This is a genomic window from Phycicoccus sp. (assembly GCF_035325325.1).
Lineage (GTDB): Bacteria > Actinomycetota > Actinomycetes > Actinomycetales > Dermatophilaceae > Phycicoccus.
Genome location: NZ_DAOLAC010000012.1, coordinates 18780 through 43524, shown reverse-complemented (window position 1 = coordinate 43524; position 24745 = coordinate 18780). Strand labels below are relative to the sequence as shown.

Below are 24745 nucleotides of genomic sequence, written 5' to 3'. Positions count from 1 at the left end.
GCTACGAGCGCTTGGGCGAGTCCTTGGCCGCGAGCGGGTGGTGCGATGAAGAGGCGGCCAAGAACGGCTGTGGGGACCGCGCCGAAGCGGCGGGCGAACAGTCGCGGCGCCTCGTCTCCAGGCCCTGGCTCCGTAAGGGAGACGTGCCCAACTGGCGTTCTGTTAACTTCGGCCGTCCATGCTCCGATGGCGTTCGGCAGGTCGAGCCAGGCAAGGGGGTCGTCGACGCCCTCGACGGGGTAGCCATCGGTGGCGTGCACTTCGACGAGCACCTTGGCCAGAGCGGGCAAGTCTTCGTCGGTTCGGGGCCGGATCGTCGCAGTCATCAGTCGTCCACCTTCATCGTGTAGTCCAGACCTGAGTAGTCGGCGCGCATCTTGAACTCGGTGAGCTCGAACGGTCGCCGCTGTTCGTCCAAGCCGGTGTGGGTCACAACGAGCAGCGGAACGCCGCCGGGCATTCGGAGGTCCCGCGCCTCGTCTCGGGTGGGCATGCGGGCGGTGACCTCTTCACGCGTGTAGGTGATGGCGTAGCCCCGGTCCTCGAACCGCGCGTAGAGGTCGCCGGCCCCGAGGTTGTCGCCCGTCGCGAGTTCGGTGCCCTTGGCGATTTCCCAGGGGATGTAGGTGGCGCCGACCTGGACGGGCTCACCGTCGACGAAGTACCAGTTGACGCGCTCGACGACGCTCTTGGTCCGAGGCGAGACGTCCAGGCGCTCGGCGACGTGTGCGGGTGGCTGAACGCGGCCGATGCGGTCGAGGGTGGCGTTTGGCGTGAGGCCCTGGGCGATGACCTCGGCATGGAAGGGGGAGAGCCCTGTCTCCTCGCGCACCTTGCGGGAGTAGCGATGCTGCCCGAAGCGCATGAGGCGCGGCCGGGCGCGGACGAATGCCCCGCGTCCGTGTTCGGCCGTCACCAGGCCTTCGTCGGTGAGTAGGCGGACGGCTTCGCGTGCCGTGTTGCGCGCGATTCCGTGCTCCTCCGCCATGACGCGCTCCGACGGGAGGCGGTCACCGGGTGCCAGCTCTCCGCGACCGATCTGTCCGCGCAGCTCGTTCGCCAGTCTCCGGCTGGCCGGCTCGTGAACGTGTCGTGATGTCACTCCCATGATGACAGCCTAGCCAACTGGCGCAAGCCACCTCTTGACAGAACTGGCTCAAGCCACTCCAATAGATCCACTGGCTTGAGCCAGTACTTCCGGAGTGAGGAGCGAGTCATGGCGATGCAGCGACGAATGAAGGTGGCGCACCACGAGGTGTTCCCGGCCGGTGCCTTCTTGAAGGGGGCGGTGGAGCCGGTGGGCGACTTCAACGCTTCCCCGCGGGAGGACGGGTCACGTCCCCAGCAGGTGGACAAGGACACGGGCCTGCCCTTGTGGCAGGTGACGGTGCTGGACGCGGACGAGGAGGCCTCGCGGAAGGAGACGGCGCTGTCGGTGAAGTTCGCGGCGAAGCAGCAGCCGGTGCCTCCGGAGAACAAGTCGGGCATGCCCTGGACGCCGGTCGAGTTCGTCGGGCTGACGGCCCTGGCGTGGATCGATGACTCCGGGCCCCGTCCCCGTCTCGCATGGTCGTTCCGGGCGGAGGGGATGGTCGCGCCCGGCTCGACCTTGAAGGCCGCGTCGTGACCTCCGTGGACCTCGACGCGCTGGCCCGCTCGTTCGGGGTCGGTACGGATGAGGCGTTGGCGGAGGAGTTGCTGGGGGTCCACGCGAAGACCGAGGACGCGGCCGAGCACATCCTCAGGCTGGGTCACGCGGGCGAGGACGTGCCGGGCTTCGCCGAGGCGATGGCAAGCGTCGCCGGGTGGTTGGACGTCGCCGCCTCGTGCGTGGACCGGGCCCTGGCGGCGTGTGAGACGCACGAGCGGGGCGAGCGGGGATGAGCGCCGTTGGCCGCTTGGGCTGGTTCGGCCGGTGGCTGTGGCTCTGGCTGACCGGGCATCGCCGGATCGTTGCGATCTGGCTCGTGCTCGCGACTGTGGCCTCGTGGGTGCGCGGGGAGTCGCTGATGGCGTGGGTCGCGACGGGGCTCGCAGTGCCGTTGGCGCTTGCTGGGTGGGCCTGGTGCCTCCCGGCCGGGTACGAGCGGGTCGTGGCGGGGCCGTCGCGGCGTCGGCGGTGGCGGCGGCACGTACGACGGAACTGGACGGGTCTGGCGGAGGCGTGCGGCTGGACCCGCCTCCTGAGAGACCGCTCGGTGGTCGGCTCCCGGCAGCGGTCGGCACAGGCGGTCCCACGGCTGCGGTCGGTCCGTGCGGAAGGCTCGACGGTGACCCTCGTCGTCCGGGCACGGGCGGGTCAGACCCTGGACCAGCTCGAAGCGGGCGTGCCGGGTTTGGCGGCGACGCTGGACGCCCTGTCATGGCGGTGCACCGCCTACCGGGGCTCGACCTCGACCCTCCTCGTCGAGCTCGTCATGCACGACGCGCTCCGGGGGCCACGGGACGGGAGAGTCCCGCTCACCCCGACCTCGGCTGAGCCGGGCCACCTGCTGCCGCTCGGACGCCGGGACGTCGGCGGCACCTGGGGGCTGACCGTCGCCGGGCGGCACACGCTCGTCGCCGGCTGCTCAGGTTCCGGGAAGGGCTCGGTGCTGTGGGGCCTGGTCGCCGGGCTCGCGCCGCTGGTGCCGTCCGACACGGTCCGGCTGTGGGGCATCGACCTGAAGCACGGCGTCGAGCTCCGGATGGGTCGCGCCCTGTTCGCCACGGTGGCCGACACCGGCCCCGACGCCCTCGCCGTCCTGGCGGCACTGCTCGACGTCGCGGAGAGGCGCGGGCAGGCGATGGCCGGTCAGGTCCGCGCCCACACACCGCGGCCGGGCGACCCGCTGCACGTCCTGGTCATCGACGAGCTGGCTGACCTCGTCGCGTACGCCGACCGGGAGAGCCGTATGGAGGCCGCGCGCCTGCTGGCCCGGCTTCTGACCAAGGGCCGCGCACTCGGGGTGGTGGTGGCCGCGTTCGTGCAGGACCCGCGCAAGGACGTCGTCACGATGCGGAACCTGTTCACCCAGCGAGTGGCGCTACGTCTGCTGTCGGACCAGGAGACCGCGATGGTCCTCGGCGACGGCGCGGCCCGGACCGCCCCGGCCCACCGGATCTCCCCGACCGCACCCGGCACTGCCTGGGTGGTTGACGACGAGGGCAACAGCGACCGGGTCCGCGCTGACTACTGGCCCGATCCGGTGATCCGCGAGCTGGCCGCGCGCTACCCGTGCCGGAGCCAAGTCGTGCCGTCTCCGCCAGCCCCGCAGGACGGCGACTCCGTCGACGAGACCCCCGAGGACGGGCCACGGCTGAGGTCGGTGCCGACCGGCCCGCCCGAGAGGGCGCCCCGCCCCCGGCGTCCCCGCTCCCCGCGGGCCCCGCGAGCCCGTGCGGCGGCCGGTGCGACGTCGGCCGACGGGAGGCGGTCGGAATGAGCCACCGGTACGGCCCGGACCGGGTCGCGCTGCACCCCTATGGAATCCGCCTCCCCTACGTGGAAGCCAGCGCCGCCGTCCTCGACGAGCTCGACGGCATCCGCTGGCGCGAACGCGGCTCCTGCGCGGGCACCCCGCACGGCGGCTGGTTCGAGGACACGCGCGCCCCTGCCGCTCGGCGCGCCCGCTCCATCTGCGCGGGATGCCCGGTCCGCCGCAAGTGCCTGGCCGCCGCGCTGCTGTACGGCGAGGAGTACGGCATCTGGGGTGGGCTCGACCCCGACGAGCGCCTTCCGCTCGACGACGCCCTCCGCGACGGTGCCCCGCTGAGGAGTGTCGTCGACGCTGCGCTTCACACCGACCGGGCCGCCTGACCCGAGGCCGCCATGCCTACCGCTGCGCTCCCCACCACCCGACCCCCGGCACGGTTCGGCGGGTTCGGTGAGGACGCCCCGCTCGACGTGCCGGCCCTGCACGGCGCGACCGGTGCAGGCTTGCTTGGCCGGTTCGCGGACGGGTCGATGGACGCGTTCGCCGACACGCTTACCGCGGTGCACAACTGCGCCCGCCCGGTCCGGCTCGCGGGGTCCTCGACGACCGTCGACGCCCGCACCGGGGAAGTGCTCTCGACGTTCCGCTCGGCGGACGCACCGTTGGGGGTGCTGTACCGGCCGTGCGGGAACCGGCGCGCGCACGTCTGCCCGGCCTGCTCGCGCACCTACGCCCGGGACACCTTCGCCCTGATCAGTGCCGGGGTCGCCGGGGGCAAGACCGTGCCGGAGCAGGTGGCGGACAACCCGCTGCTGTTCGCGACGTTCACCGCCCCGTCGTTCGGGCTCGTGCACGGACACCGCGGCGGGAGACCGTGTCGTCCGCGGCGTCGGGACGACCGGACCCGCTGCCCGCACGGACGCCCGCAGTGGTGCACCGCCGTCCACGAGCCCGGCGACGCCAGCTCCGGCGCCCCGTTCTGTGCGGAGTGCTACGACACCGCCTCGGCGGTCGTGTGGCAGTGGCACGCCCCCGAGCTGTGGCGGCGCACGACCATCGCCCTGCGCCGGGCCGTGGCCGTCCACCTGGGGGTGACGGAGTCCGGGCTGGGCGAGCACGCGTCGATCCAGTACGCCAAGGTCGCCGAGTACCAGGACCGCGGCCTGGTCCACTTCCACGCCCTGATCCGCCTCGACGGGCCCGCCGACGCCGGGATCGGTGCACCCGCGCCGGCCGCCCTCGACGGTCCGATGCTCGCGGCGCTCGTCCGGGAGACCGCTCCGGGTGTGACCGTCCTGGCGGAACCCGTCGACGACGAGGACTCACCGCGCGTCCTGGCCTGGGGTGCCCAGCTCGACGTCCGTGTGGTCACCCCCGGCCATCGGAGCGACGACCCGACCGCGGCCCTCACCCCGGGGCAGGTCGCCGGCTACCTCGCGAAGTACGCGACCAAAGACGTCTCCGGTCTGCACGGCGAGGGCCAGCACCGGCCGCACATCGTGGCCTTCCGGGCCGCGTGCACCGACTTGGCGGAACGAGCTGCACGGCACCACGGCGAGGACCACGACTACCAGCGGATGAGCAAGTGGGTCCACATGCTCGGCTTCCGCGGCCACTTCGGCACCAAGTCACGCCGCTACTCGGTGACCCTGGGCGCGCTCCGCCGTGCGCGGGCCCGGTGGCAGGCGATGGCCGCGGAGTCGCGACGGACTGGTGAGCCGATCGACACTCGCGACCTCGAGCGCCGTCTTCTGGCCGTCGACGCGGAGGAGACCACTGTCGTCGTCGGCTCGTGGACCTTCCTGGGCACCGGGTGGCGCGACGCCGCCGAGGAAGCCCTCGCCCTGGCAGCCGCGGCCCGAGCGCGGGAGTACGACCAGTGGCGCGCGGAGCGACGGGACGGACACGACGCGGGGACAGGAACCAACGGAGCAACGACGAGCACGAGGTGATGGCGATGGACGAGACGACGGAGATGCAGCGGCTGTTGACGGTGCACGAGGTGGCGGAGGTGCTGGGCACGGCGGACGGGTTCGTGCGGCAGCTCGTGGCGGCACGGCGCATCCGGTTCCTGCGGGTGGGGAAGCACCTGCGGTTCCCGGCGTCGGCGGTGCCGGAGTACCTGGCCGCGGTGACGGTGGAGCCGCTGCCGTCACGCGGGCGGAGTGCGTGATGGGCAAGCGGGTGCGGGGGTCGATCCGCCGGCTGCCGTCCGGGCGCTGGCAGGTCCGGTACACCGGCCTCGACGGGCTGCGCCGGACGTTGGAGCAGACCCACCGGACGAAGGCGGAGGCCGAGGCGGCGTACGCGATCGTGGCGGCGGACATGGCGACCGGGCGGTGGGTGGACCCGTCGCTGGCCGGGGTGACGTTCGGGACGTACGCGGCTCGTTGGGTGGCGGAGCGGGCGACGATCACGGGCCGGACCCGCGAGCTGTACGCGACACTGCTGCGGCTGCACCTCGCTCCCTACCTGGGCGAGGTCCAGCTGCGGTACGTCTCACCCGCGCTGGTGCGTCGGTGGCGGCAGGGTCGTCAGGACGCGGGGGTGGGTGAGTCGACCATCGCGAAGGCGTACCGGCTGCTGCGCTCGATCATGGCGACGGCGGTGGATGACGAGGTGATCCTGCGGAACCCGTGCCGGATCAAGGGCGCGGGGACGGAGGTGGCGTCGGAACGGCCGATCCTCACCCCGGTCGAGGTCGCGCGGCTGGCGGAGGTGATCGAGCCGCGCTACCGGCTCGTGGTGCTGCTGGCGGTGTACGGCTCGCTGCGGTGGGGTGAGCTGATGGGGTTGCAGCGGAACGACCTCGACCTGGACCTGATGACCCTGACGGTGCGGCGCTCGGTCTCGGAGGTCGGGGGCCGGCTGGTGGTCAAGGGTCCGAAGTCGCGCGCGGGTCTGCGGACCATCGCCCTCCCGCTCGGGCTCCGCGAGGACATCGAGCAGCACATCGACGCGTTCGCGGAGGACGGGCCCGAGGGCCGGCTGTTCGTGGGCCATCGGGGCAACACCCTGCACCGGTCGAACTGGACGAAGGTGTGGTCCGCGGCCCGGTCGGCGGCCGACCTGGACCCGCGCGTGCACCTGCACGACCTGCGGCACACGGGCAACCACTTCGCTGCCGCGTCGGGGGCCAGCACGCGCGAGCTGATGCACCGGATGGGGCACGCGAGCATGCGCGCGGCGCTCATCTACCAGCACGCCACGGCGGAGCGGGACGCCCGGATCGCGGCGACCCTGAACCAGGTCCTCAGCGGGGGTGCCGGGCGGTGATTGGGCACGCGTTGGGCACGCGAGGCACCTGCGCCGTGGTGCCGGTGAGGGGGCGGGTCGGCCGCATGTGGCCTGACCTGCGGTGATGCGGTGGAGCCGATGACGGGAATCGAACCCGCGTGTCCAGCTTGGGAAGCTGGCGCTCTACCATTGAGCTACATCGGCGTGCCGGGTCGAGCGACCTCCCCGGCGCCCGGAAGTCTAACCGAACCGGGCCACGGTGCCGCACCCACCCCGATCGGTCACCGGTAGCCTGACGGCGTGCTCCTCTCCGACCGTGACATCCGGGCCGAGGTCGACGCCGGGCGGGTGGCCCTCGACCCGTGGGACCCGGCGATGATCCAGCCGAGCAGCGTCGACGTGCGCCTCGACAAGTTCTTCCGGCTCTTCGACAACCACAAGTACCAGGTGATCGACCCGGCCCAGGACCAGGCCGACCTCACCCGGCTCGTCGAGGTCGACCCCCAGGAGGGCTTCGTCCTGCATCCGGGCGAGTTCGTCCTCGGGAGCACCCTCGAGACCGTCTCCCTCCCCGACGACCTCGCGGCCCGCGTCGAGGGCAAGTCGAGCCTCGGCCGCCTCGGCCTGCTCACGCACGCGACGGCCGGCTTCGTCGACCCCGGGTTCACCGGCCACGTCACCCTCGAGCTGAGCAACGTCGCGACCCTGCCGATCATGCTCTGGCCGGGGATGAAGATCGGCCAGCTCGCGTTCTTCCGGCTCTCCAGCCCGGCCGACACCCCGTACGGCTCCGAGGGCTACGGCTCGCACTACCAGGGCCAGCGCGGCCCGACCGCCAGCCGCAGCTTCCAGAACTTCCACCGCGCCGACGTCTGAGCCGCCGCGGTGACGGAGCCGGCGACGACCCCGGACCCGGCGGGCGACGCCCTCGTCGAGGTCCACGTCACGACCCCGGACCGCGCGAGCGCCCTCCACCTCGCGCACGCCCTCGTCGACGCGGGCCTCGCCGCCTGCGTCCAGGTCGTGCCGGGCATCACCTCGGTCTACGTCTGGGACGGGGCGGTGCAGGAGGACGAGGAGCACCTGCTCCTCGTGAAGTCGACGGCGGCCCACTTCACGGCCATCCGCGAGCTCGTCCGCGCCGAACACCCCTACGACACGCCCGAGGTGCTGGCGGTCCCCGTCACGGACGCCGACACCGGGTACGCATCGTGGGTGCGGACCACCGTCCGAGGAGCCACGGCCGGACCCGCCTGACCCGAGAGGGGTACGCGACGCGATGCAGGAGCGCGCCACGGGCACCCGGCCGGTCCCGGCCGGGCTCGCACCCACCCATGCCATGAGCCGACCCGAGCCGTCCCGCCCGCGCACCCTCGAGGCCCTGCTGCTCGCCCCCGACGGCGGCGGCGGTGCGCGCCTGCGCGGGTTCGTCCCCGACCGCCCCGCGGGGGTCGTCCTCGTCCTCCACGGGGGGCGCGAGAACAGCCGTCAGCGGGTGACCCGGTTCCAGCTGGCCGTGCTGCGGATGCTGCCCTTCGCCGAGTCGATCCGCCGGGCCGGTGGCGGGTCGCTCGCGGTCCTGCGCCTCACCTACCGCGTGCGCGGCTGGAACGGCCACTCCCAGGACCCCGTCGTCGACGCGCGCTGGGCGCTCGAGCGCATCCGTCGCGTCCTGCCGGGCGTCCCGGTGGCCCTCGTCGGCCACTCGATGGGCGGCCGGGTCGCGCTGACCCTCGCCGCCGAGCCCGGGGTCGCGGCCGTCGCCGGGCTGGCCCCGTGGGTCGAGGGTGACCTGCGCCCGCCGCGCGCGGGCACGCCGGTGCTCCTCATGCACGGCTCCGCCGACCGGATGACCGACCCGCGCCGCACCGCCCTCGTCGCGCACCGGTGGGACGAGCTCGGGGCCGACGTCACCTGGGTGCGAGTGCGCGGCGAGCGCCACGCGATGCTCCGGCGGGCCGCCGAGTGGCACCGCACGGTCGCCGACTTCGTCACCGGCGCGCTGCTCCGCCGAGACCGACCCAGCTGACCACTCCACCGGCCACGAGGAGGCCGGCGCACCACAGCATCGCCCCGCGGAAGCCGCTCGTCATCGCGACCGGGTCGAGGTAGGCGTCGCCGCGCAGCCCGACGACCGCGGGCAGGGCGGCCACGGCGAGGAGCGAGCCGGCCCGGGCCACGGCGTTGTTGACGCCGCTCGCGACGCCGGCGTGCCGGTCGGGGGCCGACGAGAGCACCGCGGCGGTGAGCGGCGAGACGAGCGAGGCGAGCCCGAGCGCGAAGACGACCATCCCGGGGAGCACGTCGAACCAGCCCGCGTGCGCGTCCACGCGGAGGAGCAGCAGGGCGCCGGCCGCGCACAGGAGGGGTCCGACGGTCATCGGGAGGCGGGGGCCGATGCGGTCCGAAAGGGCCGCCGCCCGCGAGGAGAGCAGGAGCATCACGACGGTCAGGGGCAGCGTCGAGAGGCCGGCCGCCAGGGCGCTCCATCCGGCGGCCTGCAGCTCGAGGACGACGAAGACGGTGATCGCCCCGAGCGCCCCGTAGACGAGGAGGGTCATCGCGTTGGCGGCCGAGAACACGCGGGAACCGAAGAGCGACAACGGCATCAGCGGATGTCGGGAGCGCCGCTCGACGACGACGAAGCCCACGCCGGCCGCCACGGCGAGCAGCCAGCCGCCGACGAGCCCCGCGACCGGGAGGGTCTGCGACGCGGTGAGCACGTACGTCGTCGTGCCCAGTGCCACGACGGTGAGGCCGGCGCCGAGCACGTCGAAGCGGCGGCCGACGGCATCGGGGTCGTGGCTCTCCGGGGCGGCCCGGGCGGTGAGCGCGACGACGGCGACGCACAGCGGCACGTTGATGCCGAAGACCCAGCGCCACGAGGCGTGGTCGACGAGCCAGCCGCCGACGAACGGGCCGACCGCGGCGGCGACCCCGGAGAGGCCGGCCCAGGTGCCGATGGCCGCCGCGCGGTCGGCCGGCCGGAACGAGGTCTGGATGATGGCGAGGGCGCCCGGCGTGAGGAGCGCGCCGCCGACGCCCTGGAGCACCCGGAGCCCGACGAGCTGACCCGGCGTCTGGGCCACGGCGCAGAGGGCGGACGCGAGGGCGAACCACCCGACCCCGACGAGGTAGACGCGCCGACGGCCCCAGCGGTCGCCGAGGCCCCCGCCGACGAGGACGAGCGACGCGAGCGCGAGGAGGTAGCCGTTGACGACCCACTGGAGCTGGGCGAGCGAGGCGCCGAGGTCGGTGCCGATGGTGCGCAGCGCGACGTTGACGACCGACCCGTCGAGGATGGCGACGCCGCTGCCGAGGACGAGGCCGATCAGCACGCGGCGCCCGCGCGGGGAGCGCCGGTCGAGGTGCTCGTCGGGTGGCACGGTCTCCTGGGCGGCGGTCACCTCGACCCCAACGCGCGGCGGCCCCGATCGCATCCCGGCCGAGTGCGGGTCAGCCGGGCGGGCGCGCCCGCATGCTCGCGAGGGCGTCGCGGTAGGTGACCCACCCGACGGGGTCGACGCCGTCCTCGTCGAGGATCGGCATGCCGCCGACCCCGCTCTGGTTCAGCGCGTCGAGGACCCGGTCGAGGGTGTCGGTGACCCGGACCCGCTCGGGCAGCTCGGTGACCATCTCGGCCGGTTCGACCTCGTGCCGGCCGTCGACGAGGGCCTCGGAGACCGCCCGGGCGGTGACGACGCCGTGGTACCCGCCGGCGGCGTCGACCAGCGGCAGGACGCCGTAGCTGGTCCCGGAGAGCCGGGCCGCGACGTCGCGCAGCGGTGTGCCGCCCTCGACCGGCCGCGGCAGGGGCCGCATCACCTCGCGCACCGGCGTGCGGGCGGCGGCGGACTCCGGCGCCGGCGCCCCCAGGTCGACCCCGCGGCGGCGCAGCTTGAGCGTGTAGACCGAGTCGTGCGAGAGCGCGTGGCTGACGAGGGTGGCGATGACGATGGCCGTCATGAGCGGCAGGATGATCGAGTACTCGCTGGTCAGCTCGAACATGATGATGACGGCCGTGATGGGGGCGCGGGCGGCGCCGGCGAACACCGCGCCCATCCCGATGAGGCCGTAGGCGCCGACCGGGCCGGCGACCCCCGGCAGCACCGAGTGCGCCACCGCCCCGAACGCCGCGCCGAGCATCGCCCCGATGAACAGGCTCGGCGCGAACACGCCGCCGGAGCCGCCGATGCCGATGGTCAGCGACGTCGCGAGCATCTTGCCGACGAGCAGCAGCAGGAGGAAGGCGATGGCGTACCGGCCGTCGATCGCGTCACCGAGCACCGGGTAGCCGACCCCGTACATCTGCGGGAGGACGAGGAGCACCAGGCCGAGAAGCAGCCCCCCGACGGCCGGCCGGGCCCACTCCGGGCCGCGCCACACGGCGTCGCAGACGTCCTCGACCCGGTAGAGGATCTTGGTGAACGCGACGCCCGCGCCGCCGGCGACGACGCCGAGCACGGCGAAGAGGAGGTACTCGCTCGGGTGCTGGACCGTGAAGGCGGGCAGGGCGAGGAACGGCTCGTCGCCGAGGACCGCGCGTCCGATCGCCGAGGACGTGACGGCCGAGAGGACGACGAGCCCGAAGGACTGCGCGGTGAAGTCGGCGAGGATCAGCTCCATCGCGAAGAAGACGCCGGCGAGCGGGGCGTTGAAGGTGGCCGCGATGCCGCCGGCTGCGCCGCACGCCACGAGCACCCGCATCCGTGGCTCGGTGACCCGCACGACCCGGCCGATCGTCGAGCCGAGCGCGGACCCGATCTGGACGATGGGTCCCTCGCGGCCCACCGACCCGCCGCCGCCGATGCACAGCGCCGACGCGAGCGCCTTGACCCCGGCGACCTGCGGCTTGATCCGCCCGCCGTTGCGGGCCACCGCGTACATCACCTCGGGGACGCCGTGGCCGCGGGCCTCCCGGGCGAAGCGGTGGACGAGCGGGCCGTAGAGGAGACCGGCGACGACCGGTGCGAGGACCACGAACCAGCGACCCAGGCCGGGCACGTGCGGGTTGGCCGCGCCCGGGACCGCCGCGTAGTCGGCGTGCCCGGTGAACACCCGGGTGAAGGTGGCGACGAGCCACCGGAAGAGGACGGCCGCCGCCGCCGTGCCGGCACCGACCAGCAGGGCCATCGCGAGGAACCCGCCGCGCGATCCGCGCATCCGTTCGGCCTGGGTCGTGACCCGCCGCCACCGGCCGTACATCGGGGTCGGACGGGGAGCGGCGGCGGTCGAGGGCATGAGTTGCAGTATGCAATAGTTGCATCCATGAGGGAAAATCGCGGGGCGGCCGGAGGGGCTCCGCCGCCGGAGGAGGCCGAGGAGCTCGACGCCATCGTCGGCGCGGTGCTCGTTGCGTCCCGGGTGCTCGTCGCGGTGTCCGCGCGCTCGCTCGCCGACGTCGAGGACACGGTGACGCTCACCCAGTTCCGCACGCTCGTCGTGCTGAGCGGCCTCGGCGAGACCCGGCTCAACACGCTCGCCGAGCGGCTCGACGTCGGCGCCTCGAGCGCGCTGCGCACCGTCGACCGGCTGCTCGCCGCCGGGCTCGTCACCCGCCACGAGGACACCCGCGACCGACGCGCCGTCGTCATCGCGCTCACCCCGCGCGGCCGCCGGCTCGTCGCCACCGTCACCGACCGCCGACGGGCCGCCATCGCCGAGGTCGTCGAGCGGATGCCCGCGTCGCGACGCCGGGGGCTCGTCGCGGCGCTCACCGCGTTCGCCGAGGCCGCCGACGAACCGGTGCCGACCCCGCAGGAGGTCCCGGCCGAGGGGTGGTGAGCGCCGGTCACGGTCGTCGAACCTGCGGGTGCCGGCCCTCCGCACCTGCGCAGATTCCCGTTAGGGTCGTCGGATGATCCGCTTCGACGGCGTGACCAAGCAGTTCCCGGACGGCACGGTCGCCGTCGACGACCTCAGCCTCACGGCGCCGACGGGGAAGATCACCGTCCTCGTGGGGCCCTCCGGCTGTGGCAAGACGACCAGCCTGCGGATGGTCAACCGGATGATCGAACCGACCCGCGGCTCGATCTCCCTCGACGGCCAGGACACCGGCCGGATGAACGAGGCAGAGCTGCGCCGCGGGATCGGCTACGTCATCCAGCACGCCGGCCTCTTCCCGCACCGCACGGTCCTCGACAACATCGGCACCGTGCCCCGGCTGCTCGGCTGGGACCGGAAGAGGACCCGTGAGCGCTCCCGCGAGCTGCTCGAACGGGTCGGGCTCGAGGCCCACCTCGGCGACCGCTACCCGGCCCAGCTCTCCGGCGGCCAGCAGCAGCGGGTCGGGGTCGCGCGGGCGCTGGCGGCCGACCCGCCGGTCATGCTCATGGACGAGCCGTTCTCGGCCGTCGACCCCATCGTCCGCGACCAGCTCCAGGACGAGTTCCTGCGTCTCCAGGCCGAGCTCGGCAAGACCATCGTCTTCGTCACGCACGACATCGACGAGGCGATCAAGCTCGGCGACCAGGTCGCGGTGCTGCGGGTCGGGGGGCACCTCGCCCAGGTCGCGGAGCCGTCCTACCTGCTCGCCCACCCGGCCGACGACTTCGTCGCGGACTTCGTCGGCCGCGACCGCGGGTACCGGGCGCTGCAGTTCCAGCCCACTCCGCGGCTGCCGCTGCGCCCCGAGCGCACGGCCGTGCTCGGCGAGCGGCCCGAGGGGGGCGGCGCGTGGCTGCTCGTCGTCGACGACGCCCGCCATCCCCTCGGATGGGTCGAGCCGGCGCGCATCGGCGACCGGGCCGTCGAGGACGCCGACCTGCATCGCGGCGGCACGGTGGCCAGGGCCGGCGGCACGCTGCGCGGCGCACTCGACGCGGCACTGTCGTCGCCGTCGCGTCGCGGGGTCGTCGTGGACGACAGCGGTGCACTCGTCGGCACGGTCCTGGCCCACGAGGTCCTCAGCGCCATCGAGGACCCCGACCGCCCCGAGCGCGACGAGGACGACCCGGTGCACGGCGGGGCCGTCACGCTCGCCGAGGACGCGGGCTGAGCATGGACTGGCTCGCGTCGAACTGGCGGACCGTCATCGACCTCGCCCTCTCGCACCTCTACCTCGCGGGGGTGCCGCTGGTCGTCGGCTTCGTCTTCGCGATCCCCCTCGGCTGGGTGGCCAAGCGGTGGCCGCGCTCCTACCCGTCGGTCGTGACGACGACCGGGCTGCTCTACACGATCCCGTCGCTCGCCCTGTTCGTCGTCATGCCGCTCATCCTCGGGACCCAGATCCTCGACCCGCTCAACGTCGTCGTCGCGATGTCGGTCTACACGGTGGCCCTGCTCGCCCGGACCGTCGCCGACGGCCTCCGGTCGGTGCCCGACCACATCGAGCAGGCGGCGACCGCCATGGGCTACAAGGGGATCCGCCGGCTGTTCGGCGTGGAGCTGCCCCTCGCCGCACCGGTCATCGCCGCGGGGTTGCGGGTGGCGGCCGTGAGCAACGTGAGCATCGTGTCGGTCGCGTCGCTCGTCGGGGCGTCCCAGCTCGGCGACCTCCTCATCGACGGCTACAACCGGGTCATCTGGGGCGAGCTGCTCACCGGCATCCTCGCCACGGTGGCGCTGGCCCTCGTTCTCGACGCGGTCATCGTCTTCGGCGCCCGGCTGGTCACCCCGTGGCTGCGGGCGGGGGCGGGCGCATGATCGGCTCGATCCTCGCGTGGTTCACCGACCCGGCGCACTGGTCGGGGGAGGACGGCGTCCCGCACCGCCTCTTCCAGCACCTCTGGTACACCGGCGCCACCCTGCTCGTCGCGGCGCTCGTCGCGATCCCGCTCGGGCTGTGGATCGGCCACACCGGTCGGGCCCGGTGGCTCGTCTCGGCGGCCAACGCGGTCCGTGCCGTGCCGACGCTCGGCCTGCTCCTCGCCGCCTCCTTGTGGCTGGGTCCGCACCTCCAGGGGGATCTCGCCTACGTCGTCCCGAGCATCGGCGTGCTCGCGATCCTCGCGGTCCCGCCGCTGCTCGCCGGCACCTACGCAGGCATCGAGGCCGTCGACCCGGCGGCCCGCGACGCCGCCAAGGGGGTGGGGATGAGCGGCCGCCAGGTGCTCTGGCAGGTCGAGGTGCCCAACGCCCTGCCGCTCGTCATGTCCGGGGTGCGGTCGGCCACCCTCCAGGTCGTCGCGACGGCGACCATCGCGGCCTACCCGGGCCTCGGCGGCCTCGGCCGGTTCATCATCGACGGGCAGGCCTACGGCGAGTACAGGACGGCGGCCGCGGGCGCGCTCCTCGTCGCCGCGCTGGCCGTGGCGCTCGAGGGCCTGCTCGCGCTGGTGCAGCGCCGGGTGGTCTCGCCCGGGTTGCGGGGCGTTGTCGGTGGGTCACGAAACGATGACGATGCCGACCCGGCGGAAATGGATCCCGCCGCGGAGCCGGTTGACGTCCGCGCGCACGCCTGAAGCCCATCTCGACCCACCCACGCATCGCACACCGAGCCACCGGCCCCCAAGGCCACCACGAAAGGGACCGACCGATGAAGCGCAGAACCGCACTGGCCGCCGTCGCCGTCGCCGCCGCCCTCGGGCTGACGGCCTGCGGCGGGGGCAGTGACCCGCTGGCCTCCGACTCGCCGACCGCGTCCGCCGGGGGAGGGAGCGGCTCCGGCGGCGCGATCGTCGTCGGTGGCGCCAACTTCTCGGAGTCGACGCTCCTCGCGGAGATCTACGCCGGCGCCCTCAAGGCCAAGGGCATCGACGCCACGACGAAGACGAACATCGGCGCTCGCGAGGTGTACCTGCGGGCGCTGCAGGACAACTCGGTGCAGGTGTTCCCCGAGTACACCGGCGCCCTCGCGCTCTTCTACGACAAGTCGTACTCCGGCACCGACGCCGACGAGGTCTACGCGCACGTCAAGGAGGTCCTCCCCAAGGACCTCACCGTGCTCGACAAGTCGGCCGCCGAGGACAACGACTCGATCAACGTCACGAAGGAGACGGCCCAGAAGTACTCGCTGACCAAGGTCTCCGACCTCGCGAAGGTCGCCGGCGACCTCACCCTCGCCGCGCCGCCGGAGTTCAAGCAGCGGCCGCAGGGCGTGCCCGGTCTCGAGAAGACCTACGGCATCACCTTCAAGTCGTTCCGCCCGCTCACCGGCCAGGCGATCATCCAGGCCCTCGCGAACGGGCAGGCCGACGCGGCGAACATCTTCTCCACCGACCCGGCGATCGCGGCCAACGGCTTCGTGACGCTCGAGGACGACAAGAAGCTCTTCGGGTCGCAGAACATCGTCCCGCTCGTGCGGGCCGACCGCGCCGATGAGGTCAAGGACGCGCTCAACGCGGTGTCGGCCAAACTGACGACCGAGGCGATCGCCGGGATGCTCAAGCAGACCGACATCGACAAGAAGGACCCGAAGACCGTCGCGCAGGAGTTCCTGGCGAGCAACGGCCTCGGCTGACCCTCGCCCGTGGCGCCCGGCTTTCCCGCCGGGTGCCGGAAACCCCGGGGTCGCACCGGAACCTTTCCGGTGCGACCCCGGGGTTTCTCGTGTGAGGGCCGTGCGCGGGTGGCGTCGGGGCGTCAGTCCCAGGGGTCGGGCTCGTCCAGGAGCGACGCGTCGCCCCCGAAGGAGCCCGCGGTCGGCTTCGTGCCGGTCGACGGCGCCGGCTTCTCCGCGGCCTCCGGCTCCCCGTCGCCCGTGTCCTCCACCTCGGGGGTGGACGGCTCGCCGACTGTGGCGTCCTCGTCCACGGGGGAGGGCTCGGTCTCGGGGTGCTCGGCCCCTGACGCGAGCTCGGCCTGCTCGGCGGAGGCCTCGGGGGCGTCCGCCTCCGACTTCTCGGCCGGCGTCGTCGCCGCGTCGCTCGTCGCCGCCTGCCCTGCGGGCTCGTCCCAGGGGTCCGGCTCCTCGAGGAGCGAGGCGTCTCCGCCGAACGACACGTCCGCCGGGACGGCGGGAGCATCCGACGGCTCGGCGGGGGCCTCGCTGGTCGGCTCCTCCGGCTCCTCCGGCTCCTGCACGGACTCCGTCGGCGTGGGCGCCGGCTCCGCTGCAGGCGTCGAGTCCTGATCGGCGGGCTCGTCCCACGGGTCGACGTCGTCCTCGACCGCTGCCGGGGTGTCGTCGGTGGCGGCAGCGGCGGACCCGGCCTCCCCGGTCGGCGCTTCCGTCGTCTCCCCGGCGGGTGACGCGGCGGCCGTGTCGGCGGGCTCGTCCCACGGGTCCGGCTCGTCCTCGGTGGGGGCGGGCGCAGCCGTGGCCGCCGAGGGGTCGGTCGCGGGAGCGGCCGTGTCGGCGGGCTGGTCCCACGGGTCCGGCTCGTCCTCGGTGGGGTCGGGCGCAGCCGTGGCTGCCGAGGGGTCGGTCGCGGGAGCGGCCGTGTCGGCGCCCTCGTCCCAGGGGTCGACGTCGAAGGTCGCCGCGGCGGCGTCGACCTTCGCCTTCTCGGGCGAGGGTTCGCCCTCCGAGGCCCCGGCCGCCGTGTCGACGGTGGCGGCCGGCTCGTCCCACGGGTCCGGCTCGTCCTCGGTCGGGGCCGGTGCTGCGGCAGGCTCCGCGGTGGTCGCGGCCGCGGCCGAGCCCGACGGCGCCGCCGGCTCGTCCCAGGGGTCACCGTCGTCGGCCGGGCTGCTCCCGGCCTCGGTCACCGAGGTCTCCGCGACCGCGGCAGCCGTCGCTCCCGCCGCCGTGGCAGCCGCAGCCGCCGGCGCGGCGGCCTCCTGGACCGGGGCCTCCTCGACCGGGGCCTCCTCGACCGGGGCCTCCTCGACCGGGGCCTCGACCACCGGAGCAGCAGCGGCCTCGGGATCCTGCCCGCGACGCACCGCCGCGAGCAGCATCTGGGCGACGTCGACGACCTCGACCTCGTCACCGACCCCCTGCGCCTGCTTCGCCGTCAGCCCGTCGGAGATCATCACGCGGCAGAACGGGCAGCCGATGGCGATCCGCTCCGCCCCGGTGGCCAGCGCCTCGTCGGTGCGGTTGGTGTTGATGCGCGTTCCGAGCTTCTCCTCCATCCACATCCGGGCACCGCCGGCGCCGCAGCAGAAGGACTTCTCGCCCGAGCGCGGCATCTCGCGCAGCTCGACGCCCGGCAGCGCGCCGATCAGCTCGCGCGGCGGGGTGTAGACGTGGTTGTGCCGGCCGAGGTAGCACGGGTCGTGGTAGGTGACGGAGGCCGCGGTCGACGCGACGTTCTTCGCCGACGACATCCCGGGCGCCTCGTCCGGGCGGGCCACCGGCACGAGCTTCTTCTCGCGCACGAGCCGGTTGAGCAGCTGGGTGTGGTGCACGACCTCGTACGAGCCACCGAGCTGTGGGTACTCGTTCTTGATCGTGTTGAAGCAGTGCGCGCACGTGACGACGACCTTGGTCACGCCGAACGCGCCGAAGGTCTCGACGTTCTGCGCGGCGAGGGTCTGGAAGAGCAGCTCGTTGCCGGCGCGCCGGGCGGAGTCGCCGGTGCACGTCTCGCCGTCGCCGAGGACCGCGAACGAGACCCCGGCGCTGTCGAGCAGCTCGGCGACGGCCCGGGTCGTCTTCTTCGCACGGTCCTCGTAGGCGCCGGCGCAGCCGACCCAGAACAGCCACTCGACCTCGGACGCCTGCTCCACGTCCTGGCCGAGCACCTTGACCGGGAACGGCAGGTCCTTGGCCCAGTCGAGGCGCGCCCGGGCGCCCATGCCCCACGGGTTGCCCTTGCCCTCGAGGTTCTTGAAGAGGCCGCCGAGCTCGTTCGGGAACGCCGACTCGATGAGGGTCGCGTACCGGCGCATGTCGACGATGTGGTCGACGTGCTCGATGTCGACCGGGCACTGCTCGACGCAGGCGCCGCAGGTCGTGCACGACCACAGGACGTCCTGGTCGATGACGGCGTCCGGGCCGTGCGGGTTGTACGCCGTCAGGGGCGCGGCGGGGTCGTAGCCGGTGTCGCCGACGAGGGCCATCGAGGTCCAGTCGACGACGTCGACCGACCCGGCCGGCTCGATGCCGTCGGTGGGCACGGTCTGCGCGGCTGCGGCCACCGAGGCCAGCGCCTTCTCCGGGTCCCCGCCGGAGGACTCGAGCGCGCGCAGGTACGGCGCCTTGGCGTCCGCGTGGTCGCGCAGCGTCATCATGAGCAGCTTCGGGGACAGTGGCTTCTCGGTGTTCCACGCCGGGCACTGCGACTGGCAGCGGCCGCACTCGGTGCACGTCGAGAAGTCGAGCAGGCCCTTCCACGTGAAGTCCTCGACCGCGCCGACCCCCAGCCGGTCGCCCTCCTCCATCTCCTCCATGGCCTCGAGGTCGAACGGCTTGCCGCCCACCGTCATCGGCTTCGCCGCACCGAGCGCCGCCCGGCCCGACGCCTCGCGCTTGAACCAGATGTTGGGGAAGGCGAGGAAGCGGTGCCACGCGACGCCCATCGTCGGCTGGAGGGCGATGGTGATCATCCAGGCGAACGAGACCAGGATCTTGACGGTCGCGACGACGTACACCCACGCCGCGATGCCCGACGCCGAGGTGCCCGCCCACCAGCCGGCCATCCAGCCGGTCAGCGGGAAGTGGCCGACGAGCGAGGTGCCCGGCTCGAAGCGCTGCACCATCGCCGCCTCGAGGCCACGCAGCAGGAGGATGCAGAGGGTGACGACGAGGATGGTCAGCTCGACGTAGTAGGCCTGCCAGAAGGTCGACCCGAAGAAGCGTGAGTTCCGCCCGCCCTCGCCGGCGGCCCGCTTCGGGTGGTTGCGCTGGCGGATCGCCATGAGCACGAGAATGCCGACGAGCCCGCCCCACGCGAACACCTCGACGACCCACTCGAACGGCGCGAAGTGCCCGATGAGCGGCAGTCGGTAGTCGGGCTGGACGAGCTGGAAGAACGCGTTGACGAGGGTCGTGAAGAGGATGATGAACGCGAGCGCCGTGAACCAGTGCGCCGCCGCGACGACCCTGAGCCGCGACATCCTCGTGTGCCCGAGGAACTCCTTGGCCAGGGTCCAGGTGCGGGCCGCGGGCCGGCCGGTGCGGTCGGCGTCCGGCCGGCCCAGTCGGTAGAGCGACACGAACCGGCCGACCTGCCGGAAGAGCAGCGCCCAGCCGATCGTCGGCACGACGAGGCACAGCACGATGCCGACGACCTGCACGGCCGTCACCCCGCCGAACCGGTCGTCGAAGGAGGGGAGGACGTCGCTGGCCAGGGCAGGGGCGAGGGCAGCAGGCATGCGCGCCAGCGTACCGGCCGGTAAGCGAGCGCTCACCGGTCTGTGACAACCGTCAACGCACGCCCCGTGCGCCACAGGCCGTCCCTGTGCGCCGCACAGCCGGGCCACAGGTCGCGTTCCTAGCGTTCGGCCCCATGCGAGTCGACGACGCCCTGCGCAGTGACCTCGTCCAGGACGTCGTCGACGAGGCGGTCGGCCGGGGCCACCGCGCCGACCCCGTGCTGCCCGCGACCGGTGGGCCGGCGGGCAACGCGGTCCTCACCGCGTGGACCGGACTGGTCCTGCTCGTCCTCTTCGTCGCCGAGCTGCTCACGCTCTTCGACGTCCGGGGTCTCATCTCGTGGCACGTCGCCCTCGGCGCCATCCTCGTCCCGCCCGCCCTGCTCAAGACGGCGAGCACCGGGTGGCGGCTCGTCCGCTACTACCTCGGGCACGAGCCCTACCGGGTCGCCGGACCGCCGCCGATGCTGCTGCGCCTCCTCGGGCCGCTCGTCGTCCTCTCCACCCTCGGCGTGCTGGCCTCGGGCACGCTCCTCGTGGTGCTCGGCGAGTCCCGCGGCCGCCAGTCGCTGCTCTCGCTGCTCGGCTTCCGGCTCGACTGGGTCACCGTGCACGAGGGCTTCTTCGTCGTGTGGTGCGTCGCCACCGGCCTGCACCTGCTCGGCCGGATCGTCCCGGCGCTGCGGCTCACCGTGCGCCGGCTCCGTGGCGCGGTCCCCCCGGGCCGGGTCCCGCGCGGCGTCGCGCTCGTCGTGGCCGGAGGGCTCGCGGCCGTCCTCGCCGTCGTGCTCGTCAGCGCCGACGCCTCGTGGCAGCAGGACCGTGTCGGCCGCGACGGCCGGCCGGCCCAGGGCGCGCCCCGCTGAGTCGGCGTCGCCGGCCGGGCCGCCTCCGCGCACCGGGCGGCCGTTGTCGGACGGGATAACTCTCTGTTGGAATACGCATAAGCGATCCGGGGTTGGCCCGGAGAGCAGGTCCGATGCAGCGTGCCGTCGCCCCGCAGGGCGTCGGTGCTCCCGACCAGAGAGGCGACCCAGATGCCCATCCTCGACGACGTGACCCAGGCCGTCGGCAACACCCCGCTCGTCCGGCTCAACCGGATCATCGACGGGGACGCCACCGTCGCCGCCAAGCTCGAGTTCTACAACCCGGCGAGCTCGGTCAAGGACCGCATCGGCGTCGCCATCGTCGACGCAGCCGAGGCATCCGGCGCGCTGAAGCCGGGCGGCACGATCGTCGAGGCGACCTCCGGCAACACCGGCATCGCCCTCGCGATGGTCGGCGCGGCCCGCGGCTACAAGGTCGTCCTCGCGATGCCCGAGTCGATGAGCAAGGAGCGTCGCGCCCTGCTGCGCGCCTACGGCGCCGAGCTCGTCCTCACCGACCCCTCGACCGGGATGAAGGGCGCGGTCGCCAAGGCCGACGAGATCGTCGCCGAGCGCGACGGCGCCGTCCTGGCCCGCCAGTTCGCCAACGCCGCGAACCCGGAGATCCACCGGAGGACCACCGCCGAGGAGATCTGGAAGGACACCGACGGCCAGGTCGACATCGTCGTGGCCGGCATCGGCACGGGCGGCACGATCACCGGCGTCGGTGAGGTCCTCAAGTCGCGCAAGCCCAACGTGCAGATCGTCGCCGTCGAGCCCGAGGAGTCCCCGATCCTCAACGGTGGCCAGCCCGGCCCGCACAAGATCCAGGGCATCGGCGCCAACTTCGTCCCCGAGATCCTCAACACCGAGATCTACGACGAGGTCATCGACGTCAACGCCCAGACGTCGGTCGAGTGGGCCCGCAAGGCCGCCACCCAGGAGGGCCTGCTCGTCGGCCTCTCGTCCGGCGCCGCCCTCGCCGCGGCCAACCAGGTCGCGAGCCGCCCGGAGAACGCCGGCAAGACGATCGTCGTCATCATCCCCAGCTTCGGCGAGCGGTACCTCTCGACGATCCTCTTCGAGGGACTCGTCGACTGACCATGTCCTTCCTCCAGCAGGCACGTGCGACGGTCCGCGAGGACCTCGACGCCGCGATGCGTCGCGACCCGGCCGCCGAGACGCGCCTCGACGTCGCGTTCAACTCGCCCGGGCTGCACGCGATCTGGTCCTACCGGCTCGCACACCGGCTGTGGGACAAGGGTGCCCAGTGGCGACCGGTCGCCCGCCTGCTGTCGACGCTGACCCGGGCGGTCACCGGGGTGGAGATCCACCCCGGTGCCCGCATCGGGCGGCGCTTCTTCATCGACCACGGGATGGGTGTCGTCATCGGCGCCACCGCGGTCGTCGGCGACGACGTGATGCTCTACCACGGCGTCACGCTCGGCGGACGGTCGCTCGCCCGCGGCACCAAGCGGCACCCGACCCTCGGGGACCGCGTCACGGTCGGCACCGGCGCCCGCATCCTCGGCGACATCGAGATCGGGGACGACGTGCAGATCGGCGCGAACTCGGTCGTCGTCAAGGACGTCCCGGCCGGTGCGGTCGCCACCGGTGTCCCGGCGAAGGTGCGGATGCCGCAGCTGCCCGGCGAGGACCCCTACGACGCCCTCTTCGCCGAGCCCGCCCTCTTCATCTGACCCCCGACGCCGAGGTCGTCCCCGCCGACCAGTCGGCGCCGTAGACGGCGAACAGCCTCCCCTCGGGCAGGCCCGCCGTGGCCGCCTCGAGCGCGGCGGCGGCGTCCAGCCCCTGCCGCAGCCCGGTGTGGTGCCGACGGACCAGCTCGTGGGTGACGTCGTCGCGCACCGGTGCGACCGCGGCGAGGACGGACCGGACCCCGGAGGCGAGCAGCGCGGCGGTCAGCCCGAGCGCCTCGTCGCCGGGACGCAGGCGGGCGCTGCCGACGTCGCACGACGCGAGGACGACGTGCTGCGCCGCGACGCCACGGCGGTGCAGCTCGTGGGCGAACACCGGGCCGTCGTGGAGGCGGACCGACGAGAACAGGGGTGACTCCTCGTGGTGCGTGCCGTGCGCCGCGACGTGGACGACGTCGGTCGTCGCCATCGCGTCGACGAGCGCCTCGGCGGTGGCCCGCTCCCCGGTGAGGGCGCGCCCGCGTCCCCAGGCCTCGAGCACGGCCGCCACCTCGTCGTCGGCGCGGTCGACGGACGGCCCACCGACCGCGAGGACCGTTGCCGCCGAGCCGGGTCCGCTGCGCCGCAACCACGACGTGGCGGAGCCGCTGACCGTGAGCGGCCGCCCCTCGATCCCGGGAACCATTCGCCACGGCACGGACGGGACGGCCATCGACGGGATGACGACGATCCGGCCGGCGTCCGTGGCCAAGGCGTCGGCGAGAGCCGCTCCCAGGCGCGCGAAGTTGGCCGCGAGCGAGCGCCGGACCGCCTCGGCCAGCGGCGCGGCGGTCGCCAGGGCGAGGGCCCGCAGGTCGGCCCGCGTGCGGCGCGAGAGCTCGACCGCCTCGTCCGCCGGGCAGACGGTGCTCAGCCGGGTGCCGTGCGCGTCGAGGGTGACGGCGCGCAGCATCCCGCCGTGCGAGTACAGGACCAGGGCCGCGGTGTCGCGGGCGGCGAGCGCCCGGCGCACCTCGGCGTGCGAGGCCGGCCGGAGGCCGTCGACCACGGCGGCCGCGCGGGCGTCGAGCTCGCGCTCGCGCCGGCCGACCTCGCGCTCGAGGCGAGCCGCCTCCTCCCGCAGGGCCTCCGCCCCGGCGGCGTCGGCGTCGCCCTGCTGCCGCCGCGCCATCCGCAGGCGGGCGAGCAGGTCGGCGAGCCGCTCGTCGTCGCGCGACGCCGGCGCCCCCGGGAGCCGGAGGGAGAGCGCGCGCCAGCGCTCCGTGGCGGCGAACACGGCGCTGGGACGGCCGGTGGCGACGGCGGCGTCGAGGTCGACGGCGGCCAGCCGCCGGCCGTGCAGCGCCACCGCGGAGCGGATGTCGAGGCTCGAGGTGGCTGCAGAGCTGCGGGCCAGCCGCAACGACGCCCGGCGCAGGATGCGCGAGCGGGCCGCCGCGTCCCCCGAGGCCTCGGCGATGCGGGCCGACACGAGGTCGAGGTGCAGCTCGTCGCTGAGCACCGCCCGGTGCCGGCGGCCGGCCCGCGCGACCTCGTGCCGGGCGGTCCCGAGGTCGCCGCGGGCGACGGCCGCCTCGGCGCGCAGCACCGCGACGTGGTGCTCGAGGACCGGGGAGCCGGTGCCGCTCGCGTCGAGTGACTCGACCGTCTCGAGGACCTCGCGCCCTACGTCCCCCGCCGCCAGGCGCGCCCGGGCCAGGAGGACGTCGGCGTGCAGCCGCCAGGCCTCGACCTGGTGCGCCGTGAAGAAGGCGGCCGCCTCGGCGGCGGGGGCCGCGGCCGCGGCGGGGTCGCCCCGGACGACGGCGCACCGGGCGAGCTCGAGCAGCACCTCGCCCCGCACCCGCCCGAGCTCGTGCGTCGTCGCGATCCCCAGCGCGTCGGTGAGCAGGAGCGTCGCCTCGTCGACCAGCCCGGCCTCGATGTGGGCGCGGGCTTGGTCGAGCCGCGTCGTGGCGACCGACTTGTCCGGGTAGAGCCGGTCGGCCTCGGCCATGAGCCGCAGCGCCTCGGGCACCTCCCCGCGCAGCAGCGCGAGGCATCCGAGGTCGTGCACGGCCATCGCGTGGACGTCGGTGTCGCCGCCGGCCGAGGCCACCCGCGAGGCGGCGTCGAGGTCGGCCGCCGACTCGCGGAACTGGCCGAGGTACTGCCGGGCCAGGCCGCGGTTGAGGAGCGAGACGGCGAGCTCGCGGTGCCCGACGAGGTCGCCGTCGTCGCGCACGTCCTCGAGGGCGGCGACGGCGTCGGCCCAGCGGCCCGAGCGGGCGTGGAAACCGGCCCGCTGGATGGCGGCCAGGGCCCGGAGGGACTGCGCCGCAGGACCGTCGCCCGCCACCCGCTCCGCCGCGGCGAGCATCCGCAGTGCGGCGGCGAGGCCCTCCCGCTCGAAGATGGGCACCGCGAGGGTGACCATCGCCCGGGC

General features: G+C 73.9%; 23 protein-coding genes and 1 tRNA gene. 18 read left to right on the top strand and 6 right to left on the bottom strand.

The window, feature by feature from the left end; translation table 11 throughout:
* Positions 1-325: 325 nt before the first annotated feature.
* Positions 326-1108, bottom strand: coding sequence for a GntR family transcriptional regulator (locus tag PKA89_RS09410; protein ID WP_324418864.1), 783 nt, complete (start codon positions 1106-1108; stop codon positions 326-328).
* 108 nt (positions 1109-1216) lie between these two features.
* Between PKA89_RS09410 and PKA89_RS09405 the strand changes: the two genes are divergently transcribed.
* The 7 genes from PKA89_RS09405 (at position 1217) to PKA89_RS09375 (ending at position 6692) form a co-directional block, all read left to right on the top strand.
* Positions 1217-1627, top strand: coding sequence for a plasmid replication, integration and excision activator (locus tag PKA89_RS09405; RefSeq protein ID WP_324418862.1), 411 nt, complete (start codon positions 1217-1219; stop codon positions 1625-1627).
* Positions 1624-1884, top strand: a complete 261-nt coding sequence (locus PKA89_RS09400) for a hypothetical protein (RefSeq protein ID WP_324418860.1) — start codon at positions 1624-1626, stop codon at positions 1882-1884. Before PKA89_RS09405 ends, PKA89_RS09400 begins: the two co-directional genes overlap by 4 nt.
* Positions 1885-2270: 386 nt before the next feature.
* Complete coding sequence (locus PKA89_RS09395; protein ID WP_324418858.1) at positions 2271-3425, top strand: FtsK/SpoIIIE domain-containing protein; 1155 nt, start codon at positions 2271-2273, stop codon at positions 3423-3425.
* Positions 3422-3799: a WhiB family transcriptional regulator gene (locus PKA89_RS09390; protein ID WP_324418857.1), complete on the top strand. Its 378-nt coding sequence runs from the start codon at positions 3422-3424 to the stop codon at positions 3797-3799. The genes PKA89_RS09395 and PKA89_RS09390 overlap by 4 nt, the downstream gene beginning before the upstream one ends.
* A gap of 12 nt (positions 3800-3811) precedes the next feature.
* Positions 3812-5368 (top strand): replication initiator, encoded by a 1557-nt coding sequence (locus PKA89_RS09385; protein ID WP_324418856.1) that lies wholly within the window; start codon positions 3812-3814, stop codon positions 5366-5368.
* Between the two features lie 5 nt (positions 5369-5373).
* Positions 5374-5589, top strand: coding sequence for an excisionase family DNA-binding protein (locus tag PKA89_RS09380; protein ID WP_324418855.1), 216 nt, complete (start codon positions 5374-5376; stop codon positions 5587-5589).
* Entirely contained in the window at positions 5589-6692 is a 1104-nt protein-coding gene (locus PKA89_RS09375) for a site-specific integrase (protein WP_324418854.1), read from the top strand. The genes PKA89_RS09380 and PKA89_RS09375 overlap by 1 nt, the downstream gene beginning before the upstream one ends.
* 91 nt (positions 6693-6783) lie before the next feature.
* On the opposite strand, the gene PKA89_RS09370 is transcribed toward PKA89_RS09375, so the two are convergent.
* A tRNA-Gly gene (locus PKA89_RS09370) sits at positions 6784-6857 on the bottom strand.
* Between the two features lie 96 nt (positions 6858-6953).
* On the opposite strand from PKA89_RS09370, the gene dcd reads away from it, so the two are divergent.
* From dcd to PKA89_RS09355, 3 genes are all read left to right on the top strand, one after another.
* Positions 6954-7529 (top strand): dCTP deaminase, encoded by a 576-nt coding sequence (gene dcd / locus PKA89_RS09365; RefSeq protein ID WP_324418853.1) that lies wholly within the window; start codon positions 6954-6956, stop codon positions 7527-7529.
* 9 nt (positions 7530-7538) lie between these two features.
* Positions 7539-7910, top strand: coding sequence for a divalent-cation tolerance protein CutA (gene cutA, locus PKA89_RS09360; RefSeq protein WP_324418852.1), 372 nt, complete (start codon positions 7539-7541; stop codon positions 7908-7910).
* 82 nt (positions 7911-7992) lie between these two features.
* Positions 7993-8682 (top strand): alpha/beta fold hydrolase, encoded by a 690-nt coding sequence (locus tag PKA89_RS09355; protein WP_324418851.1) that lies wholly within the window; start codon positions 7993-7995, stop codon positions 8680-8682.
* On the opposite strand, the gene PKA89_RS09350 is transcribed toward PKA89_RS09355, so the two are convergent.
* Both PKA89_RS09350 and PKA89_RS09345 read right to left on the bottom strand, forming a co-directional pair.
* Complete coding sequence (locus PKA89_RS09350; protein WP_324418849.1) at positions 8645-10060, bottom strand: MFS transporter; 1416 nt, start codon at positions 10058-10060, stop codon at positions 8645-8647. The genes PKA89_RS09355 and PKA89_RS09350 overlap by 38 nt on opposite strands.
* Positions 10061-10109: 49 nt before the next feature.
* Positions 10110-11894 (bottom strand): chloride channel protein, encoded by a 1785-nt coding sequence (locus tag PKA89_RS09345; protein ID WP_324418847.1) that lies wholly within the window; start codon positions 11892-11894, stop codon positions 10110-10112.
* Positions 11895-11921: 27 nt separating this feature from the next.
* On the opposite strand from PKA89_RS09345, the gene PKA89_RS09340 reads away from it, so the two are divergent.
* The 5 genes from PKA89_RS09340 (at position 11922) to PKA89_RS09320 (ending at position 16053) form a co-directional block, all read left to right on the top strand.
* Positions 11922-12437 (top strand): MarR family winged helix-turn-helix transcriptional regulator, encoded by a 516-nt coding sequence (locus PKA89_RS09340; protein WP_324418845.1) that lies wholly within the window; start codon positions 11922-11924, stop codon positions 12435-12437.
* Between the two features lie 73 nt (positions 12438-12510).
* Complete coding sequence (locus tag PKA89_RS09335; protein WP_324418843.1) at positions 12511-13650, top strand: ATP-binding cassette domain-containing protein; 1140 nt, start codon at positions 12511-12513, stop codon at positions 13648-13650.
* A gap of 2 nt (positions 13651-13652) precedes the next feature.
* Positions 13653-14297, top strand: coding sequence for an ABC transporter permease (locus PKA89_RS09330; protein ID WP_324418841.1), 645 nt, complete (start codon positions 13653-13655; stop codon positions 14295-14297).
* Positions 14294-15055, top strand: a complete 762-nt coding sequence (locus PKA89_RS09325; RefSeq protein ID WP_324418839.1) for an ABC transporter permease — start codon at positions 14294-14296, stop codon at positions 15053-15055. Before PKA89_RS09330 ends, PKA89_RS09325 begins: the two co-directional genes overlap by 4 nt.
* Positions 15056-15129: 74 nt before the next feature.
* Positions 15130-16053, top strand: a complete 924-nt coding sequence (locus PKA89_RS09320; RefSeq protein WP_324418837.1) for an ABC transporter substrate-binding protein — start codon at positions 15130-15132, stop codon at positions 16051-16053.
* Positions 16054-16175: 122 nt separating this feature from the next.
* Here PKA89_RS09320 and PKA89_RS09315 read toward each other — a convergent pair whose 3' ends face one another.
* Positions 16176-19727, bottom strand: coding sequence for a heterodisulfide reductase-related iron-sulfur binding cluster (locus tag PKA89_RS09315; RefSeq protein WP_324418937.1), 3552 nt, complete (start codon positions 19725-19727; stop codon positions 16176-16178).
* Positions 19728-19930: 203 nt separating this feature from the next.
* Between PKA89_RS09315 and PKA89_RS09310 the strand changes: the two genes are divergently transcribed.
* From PKA89_RS09310 to cysE, 3 genes are all read left to right on the top strand, one after another.
* Positions 19931-20662 (top strand): hypothetical protein, encoded by a 732-nt coding sequence (locus PKA89_RS09310; protein ID WP_324418835.1) that lies wholly within the window; start codon positions 19931-19933, stop codon positions 20660-20662.
* A 171-nt stretch (positions 20663-20833) separates the two neighbouring features.
* Entirely contained in the window at positions 20834-21763 is a 930-nt protein-coding gene (gene cysK / locus PKA89_RS09305) for a cysteine synthase A (RefSeq protein ID WP_324418833.1), read from the top strand.
* Positions 21764-21765: 2 nt separating this feature from the next.
* Positions 21766-22362 (top strand): serine O-acetyltransferase, encoded by a 597-nt coding sequence (gene cysE, locus PKA89_RS09300; RefSeq protein WP_324418831.1) that lies wholly within the window; start codon positions 21766-21768, stop codon positions 22360-22362.
* Here the strand turns inward: cysE and PKA89_RS09295 are convergent.
* Positions 22355-24721 (bottom strand): CHAT domain-containing protein, encoded by a 2367-nt coding sequence (locus PKA89_RS09295; protein WP_324418829.1) that lies wholly within the window; start codon positions 24719-24721, stop codon positions 22355-22357. The two genes, cysE and PKA89_RS09295, sit on opposite strands and share 8 nt — an antisense overlap.
* Between the last annotated feature and the right edge of the window lie 24 nt (positions 24722-24745).

What these genes read in the sequence shown, in the direction of transcription:
- PKA89_RS09410 (WP_324418864.1), bottom strand. Translation starts at nt 1,108, where the DNA reads ATGGGAGTGACATCACGACACGTTCACGAGCCGGCCAGCCGGAGACTG.
- PKA89_RS09405 (WP_324418862.1), top strand. Translation starts at nt 1,217, where the DNA reads ATGGCGATGCAGCGACGAATGAAGGTGGCGCACCACGAGGTGTTCCCG.
- PKA89_RS09390 (WP_324418857.1), top strand. Translation starts at nt 3,422, where the DNA reads ATGAGCCACCGGTACGGCCCGGACCGGGTCGCGCTGCACCCCTATGGA.
- PKA89_RS09385 (WP_324418856.1), top strand. Translation starts at nt 3,812, where the DNA reads ATGCCTACCGCTGCGCTCCCCACCACCCGACCCCCGGCACGGTTCGGC.
- PKA89_RS09380 (WP_324418855.1), top strand. Translation starts at nt 5,374, where the DNA reads ATGGACGAGACGACGGAGATGCAGCGGCTGTTGACGGTGCACGAGGTG.
- PKA89_RS09375 (WP_324418854.1), top strand. Translation starts at nt 5,589, where the DNA reads ATGGGCAAGCGGGTGCGGGGGTCGATCCGCCGGCTGCCGTCCGGGCGC.
- PKA89_RS09355 (WP_324418851.1), top strand. Translation starts at nt 7,993, where the DNA reads ATGAGCCGACCCGAGCCGTCCCGCCCGCGCACCCTCGAGGCCCTGCTG.
- PKA89_RS09345 (WP_324418847.1), bottom strand. Translation starts at nt 11,894, where the DNA reads ATGCCCTCGACCGCCGCCGCTCCCCGTCCGACCCCGATGTACGGCCGG.
- PKA89_RS09340 (WP_324418845.1), top strand. Translation starts at nt 11,922, where the DNA reads ATGAGGGAAAATCGCGGGGCGGCCGGAGGGGCTCCGCCGCCGGAGGAG.
- PKA89_RS09335 (WP_324418843.1), top strand. Translation starts at nt 12,511, where the DNA reads ATGATCCGCTTCGACGGCGTGACCAAGCAGTTCCCGGACGGCACGGTC.
- PKA89_RS09330 (WP_324418841.1), top strand. Translation starts at nt 13,653, where the DNA reads ATGGACTGGCTCGCGTCGAACTGGCGGACCGTCATCGACCTCGCCCTC.
- PKA89_RS09325 (WP_324418839.1), top strand. Translation starts at nt 14,294, where the DNA reads ATGATCGGCTCGATCCTCGCGTGGTTCACCGACCCGGCGCACTGGTCG.
- PKA89_RS09320 (WP_324418837.1), top strand. Translation starts at nt 15,130, where the DNA reads ATGAAGCGCAGAACCGCACTGGCCGCCGTCGCCGTCGCCGCCGCCCTC.
- PKA89_RS09310 (WP_324418835.1), top strand. Translation starts at nt 19,931, where the DNA reads ATGCGAGTCGACGACGCCCTGCGCAGTGACCTCGTCCAGGACGTCGTC.
- cysK (WP_324418833.1), top strand. Translation starts at nt 20,834, where the DNA reads ATGCCCATCCTCGACGACGTGACCCAGGCCGTCGGCAACACCCCGCTC.
- cysE (WP_324418831.1), top strand. Translation starts at nt 21,766, where the DNA reads ATGTCCTTCCTCCAGCAGGCACGTGCGACGGTCCGCGAGGACCTCGAC.